At 71.0% G+C, this 4,968-nt stretch carries 6 protein-coding genes and 1 pseudogene; 4 read left to right on the top strand and 3 right to left on the bottom strand.

Features of this window, described 5'->3' with window-relative positions; translation table 11 throughout:
* Positions 1–153, top strand: a pseudogene (locus G6030_RS16450) (alpha/beta hydrolase); the annotation flags it as partial.
* Positions 154–285: 132 nt separating this feature from the next.
* On the top strand, positions 286–837 hold the full coding sequence (locus G6030_RS07550; RefSeq protein WP_007633845.1) for a YceI family protein: 552 nt from the start codon (positions 286–288) through the stop codon (positions 835–837).
* A 121-nt stretch (positions 838–958) separates the two neighbouring features.
* On the opposite strand, the gene G6030_RS07545 is transcribed toward G6030_RS07550, so the two are convergent.
* Entirely contained in the window at positions 959–1,555 is a 597-nt protein-coding gene (locus G6030_RS07545) for a hypothetical protein (protein ID WP_007633847.1), read from the bottom strand.
* A 231-nt stretch (positions 1,556–1,786) separates the two neighbouring features.
* Between G6030_RS07545 and G6030_RS07540 the strand changes: the two genes are divergently transcribed.
* Positions 1,787–2,191 (top strand): hypothetical protein, encoded by a 405-nt coding sequence (locus G6030_RS07540; RefSeq protein WP_182642695.1) that lies wholly within the window; start codon positions 1,787–1,789, stop codon positions 2,189–2,191.
* A gap of 151 nt (positions 2,192–2,342) precedes the next feature.
* Here the strand turns inward: G6030_RS07540 and G6030_RS07535 are convergent, their stop codons facing one another.
* Together G6030_RS07535 and G6030_RS07530 are read right to left on the bottom strand one after the other, a co-directional pair.
* Entirely contained in the window at positions 2,343–3,245 is a 903-nt protein-coding gene (locus tag G6030_RS07535; RefSeq protein ID WP_182642694.1) for an alpha/beta fold hydrolase, read from the bottom strand.
* 98 nt (positions 3,246–3,343) lie between these two features.
* A complete protein-coding gene (locus tag G6030_RS07530; RefSeq protein WP_182642693.1) occupies positions 3,344–4,192 on the bottom strand; it encodes an alpha/beta fold hydrolase in 849 nt (282 codons plus the stop codon).
* Positions 4,193–4,302: 110 nt separating this feature from the next.
* On the opposite strand from G6030_RS07530, the gene G6030_RS07525 reads away from it, so the two are divergent.
* The gene (locus G6030_RS07525; protein ID WP_182642692.1) at positions 4,303–4,935 is read left to right on the top strand and encodes a flavin reductase family protein; all 633 of its coding nucleotides are present in this window, start codon (positions 4,303–4,305) and stop codon (positions 4,933–4,935) included.
* The last annotated feature ends 33 nt before the right edge of the window (positions 4,936–4,968 follow it).

Below are 4,968 nucleotides of genomic sequence, written 5' to 3'. Positions count from 1 at the left end.
GCCCCGCCCCACGCCGCGGCCACGGCGGCGGTCGCCGCGCGCGCCGAGGTCCGCCACTACCCCGGCGACCACTTCGACCTGTTCGCCGGCCGGCCGTGCCACTTCGGCGCGGTCGAGCACGCGGTGCACTTCCTCCGGCGGCGGGTGGGCTGACCGGGCCACCTTAAGTGTGGGCTGACTCACACGGCTGGGTAGTTGACACGTCACAGGGGCCGCCCTATCGTTGGTGATACAACAACAAGAAAGCGTCCGGCATCGACCGGACCGATCACCCAAGGAGTCACCATGACCGCGAACCTCACCGACCTGACCGGCACCTGGACCCTCGACCCCACGCACACGCGTCTCGGCTTCGTCACGCGTCACGCGATGATCACCAAGGTGCGCGGCGCGTTCAACGACTTCACGGGGACCGTCACCGTGCCGGCCGAGGGCATCGACGGCGCGAAGGCCGAGGTCACCATCAACGCCTCGTCCATCGACACCCGCAACGCCGACCGCGACGGGCACCTGAAGTCCAACGACTTCTTCGACATGGAGAACTACCCCGAGATCACCTTCACCTCGACGAAGATCGCGGCCAACGGCTCGGGCGGCGTGGACGTGACCGGCGACCTCACCATCAAGGGCACCACCAAGTCCGTCACCATCCCGTTCGAGTACGAGGGCACCGCCACCGACCCGTTCGGCAACCAGCGCGCGGGATTCGAGGGCACCACCACCCTCAACCGCACCGACTTCGGCCTGACCTGGAACGCCGCGCTCGAGACCGGCGGCGTGCTGGTCTCGGAGAAGATCACCCTCGAGCTGGAGATCTCGGCCATCAAGAGCGCCTGATCCGGCCCGGCGCCGGCCTCATCCGCCGCCGCTACGACACCAACGCCCGCCCCGGCAGCCGTCGGGGCGGGCGTTCGCGTCGCGGTGGGTGGGTGTCGCGGTGGGTGGGTGGGGACCCGGCCTAGGTGACGACGACGAGGACCGCGGTGTGCGTGCCGTCCCCGTCCTCCCACGTCCCGCTGAGCGTGCCCGGGGAGCCGATGAGCGGACGGTCGGCCTCGGCGTCGTTCTCCTCGTCGACGACGCGGATGACCCGCGGACTCGCCTCGGGGGACTGTCCGACCCCGTCGCCGCCGCCGCGGATGTTGACCGGGGATGGCGTGATCGTGCCCTCCTCGACCTGCAGGTGGTCGGCGGCGGTGTCGCGGTGGCTGATCACGCGGCAGACCTCGGTCACGTAGACGGGGTCGGCGGGGGCGTCGTAGACCCAGCGCCGGCCGAGGACCGAGTGCTCCATGGTCCCGACGAGCGCGTCGGCGGCGTCGGGCAGCTCGGCACCCCGATAGGTCACGGGGACGTGGTAGGTCCGTGAGCCGTCGGAGAGCAGGAACGACTCCATCCCCACCTCGCCGTCCGGGTCGACGAACCGGTAGGCCGTCACCTGCTCGAGGCTCTCGGGATCACCGTCGAACCAGTCCTGGCGACGGACCCACGCGCGCAGCACGTCCAGCTTGCCCGGGTCGAGGACGGCGTCATAGATCTCGGCGGTTCCACTCATGCGCTAAGACTCCCCGAAGTCGCACGGTCCGGCAAACGATCGGGGATCCGGGTGGACACATGAAGAAGAATTCGTACAGTCCGCGTTTCCCCTGCACAGCGGCCCTGCACGCCCGGCCGGATCACCCGTATGCGTGAGCACCATCACAGCAAGGCTCCACTTCGGTCGTTACGGTGTGCCACATATCGCCGGGGAGATGCCCCGGATTCCCGATAGGAAGGTGTGACGCATATGAAGAAGACCATCGCTGTCATCGGTTCCGCCGCCGCCCTGTCCTTCGCCGGTCCCGGGCTCGCCTCGGCCCAGAGCGCCGTCCCCGGCCTCGGCGCGGGCGACGACGTCGACACCCCCGCCGAGGTCTCCGCCATCGCCGAGCAGCTCTGCGGCACCATCGACGCCTACGACTTCCTCGGCTCGGCCGAGGGTGTGGTGCCCGGCCTGAGCGGCGAGGACTGTGCCGCCAACGCCCAGGCCGCCGTGGACGCCGCGTTCTCCGGTGACTTCCAGGGCGCGATCGACATCCTGCAGGGCATCGAGGCCGAGGTCCCGGACGAGACCGACGGTGACGACGCCGATGTCGAGGACGAGATCATCGATCCCGATGAGGCCGAGCCCGCGCCCGGCGCCGATGCGTGAGTAGTGAACTCGTGACGGTCTGATCGGCCCGATCAGATTCCCGGCCCCGGCCCCCGCGAGGGAGCCGGGGCCGCGTCATGTCCGGGGGCCGTCGGCGGGGCCGGGGCCGGTCAGGCGGGGCCGGGCCGCGTCCGGCCTCTCCGCCGTCCGGTCAGTCCGCGGCCCTGGGGTCCGTGGCCATATCCGCGCCGGGCGTCGAGTGGTCGATGTGCCCGGGCTCGGTCCCGGTCATGAACTCGACGATGATGCGCTCGACCGCGGCCGGGTCCTCGACGTGCGGGTAGTGACCGCTGCCCTCCACGATCGCAAGTCGGCTGCCTGGGATCGCCTCGTGGGTGGCGTGGCCGTGCGAGACCGGGATGATGGGGTCCCGGTCGCCCCAGATCAGCTGGAACGGCAGGCGCCCCGCGAGGTGGAGCCGGTTCGTGGCCGACACGGCCTGCCCCCGGTTATCGACGACAGACCGGAGGGTCTTGAAGAAGGCCCGGCGGTGACCGGGCCGGCCGAGCGATTCGTACGCGGCCCACGCTTCGGCCATCGCCTCGGCGCGGATGCCCTTGTCGCCCAGGAACCGGCGGACCGCGTTGCCCGCATTGACGAACCAGGGCGCGGCGGCCGCCGACAGCAGCAGTTCGGCGCCCGGCACGGCGAGTAGCCGGAGGATCCAGTTGACCTCACGACCCAGGCCGCCGCTGCCGATGAGGACGATCCGTTCGCAGAACTCGGGGTACTGGTAGACGAACTGCATGGCGACGCCGCCGCCGAGCGACTGCCCGACGACCGTGCAGCGGGTGACGCCCTTGGCCACCAGGAGGTCGCGCAGCGCCGAGGCCATCGCGCCGAGCGAGTAGTCGTCGAACTCCAGCGAGCTCTGGCCGTGGCCGGGAAGGTCGGGGGCGAGGATGTGGAAGTGGGACTCCAGGCGCGGGATCAGCTCGCGCCAGGTGACCGAGCTACCCGCCATCCCGTGGATGAGCAGCAGCGTCGGCTTCCCCTCGCCGTCGCCCGCCTCGCGGTAGGCCAGTTCGCGTCCGTGGAGCAGTGCGGTGCGCATGTGCGTCCCCCTCGGGGGCGACCCGCGCGCCGACCCTCGCCGCATCAGGGCGCCCGACCCCATTGTGCGCGCTCGGGCGGCCCGTCGGGCGAGGCAGACTACGTGGCGTTGTTCACGTCCCGGGTGAGGAAGCCCAGCACGACGGAGTCGAACGCCGCCTTCTGCTCGATCATCACCCAGTGCCCGCAGTTCGGGAACACGTGGATCTCGCCGCGCGGCAGCATTCTCAGGGGCAACAGCGCCATGTCCACCGGGCTGACCCGGTCGTCCCGGCCCCAGGTGATCAGGGTCGGCGCCTGCACCTGGCCGAGCTTGGCCCACGGCGGCACGACCGCCGCGTCGCGGGGGGCCGCCGCCATCGCCGACAACGCCTCCCGCCCGTACATCCGGCGGGAGGAGGCCAGCGTCTCGGGATCGGTGGCCTGCGCCCAGCGTTGCTCGATCATCTCCTCGCTCACCAGAGACTTGTCGTAGACCATCGAGTGCAGCCACTCGATCAGCCGCTCACGCGTGGGGTCCTCGACGAACGCGGACAGCCGGATGATGCCCTCCCCCGGGCCCGGGGAGAAGATCGAGACGCCCGCGCCGCCCACGGTGACCAGCTTCTCCACCTGCTCGGGACGCTCCAACGCGAACGCGGTGGCGATGAACCCGCCCATCGAGTTGCCGATCAGGCTCAGCCTCTCCAGGCCCCCGAAGCCGGGCAGCTCCAGCACGATCGTCCGGAAGTGCTCGGCGAACACAGGCACGTTGCCGGAGAAGTTGCGCCATCCGGTCACGCCGGGACCTGAGCCGTGCAGCAGGAGCAGCGGCGGGCCGTCACCGGCCTCGCGGTAGCGCAGCACCCCCCGGTCCGTGGCCAGCTCGCGGAGCGGGGGTTCGACGGACGAGGCGGAGGAGGACGCGGTGGCGGTGGCGGTGGACGTGGTGGCGGCGCGATCGGTCATGGCCACAGCTTTCCCTCCGTACCGATTCCCACGCGCCCGGATCCCGCTCACCGGGAGTCGGCGGGCGCGGTCCGACTCCACGGGGTACCTGTATCTGCATGGACATCGCCGTGGACTCAGCAATCGACCACCACGACCCCGTGGCGCTGCGGGAGCTGCTCGGCCGGTTCTGCTCAGGTATCACCGTTGTGGCGACCGAGGGGCCCGCAGGGGTGGCCGGCTTCGCCTGCCAGTCGTTCTGCGCCCTGTCGCTGGATCCGCCGATGGTGCTGATCTCGGTCATGCGCCAGTCCCGGACGCTGCCAGTCCTGCTGGAGCGCGGCGAGTTCGCGGTGAGCGTGTTGGGTTCCGACGCCGCGGAGGTCTCCGCGACGGTGGGTGGCCGCGATCCCGACAAGTTCTCGCGCGTGCCTCTCGCGCGGACGGGCCGCGGCATGCCGGGCGTCGCCGGGTCGCTCGCGTGGTTCGACTGCTCGGTCGCGCGGGTCGTCGACGGCGGTGACCACGTGGTGATCCTCGCCGACGTGAACGGCGCCGGCCCTCAGGACTGTTCCGATGATCGGCTGTTGTTCTTCCGGGGCCGCTCCGAGCAGATGGCCCGCCCGATGCCGACCGTCCCGACCGCCGTCACGCACGCGGCCACGCCGGGGATCGCGTCCGCGGCCGCTGCCGCCGCCGTCGACGGTGCATACCGCGAACCGGTCGGGGCGCTCGCGGGCTACGTCCCGGGCGACTGGTTCTAGGAGACTGCTGAACAATCAGGGTGTCCGCCCCGC

Source organism: Dietzia sp. E1, assembly GCF_014145015.1.
GTDB classification, from domain to species: domain Bacteria; phylum Actinomycetota; class Actinomycetes; order Mycobacteriales; family Mycobacteriaceae; genus Dietzia; species Dietzia cinnamea_A.
This window is presented reverse-complemented; position numbering and strand designations above follow the sequence as displayed.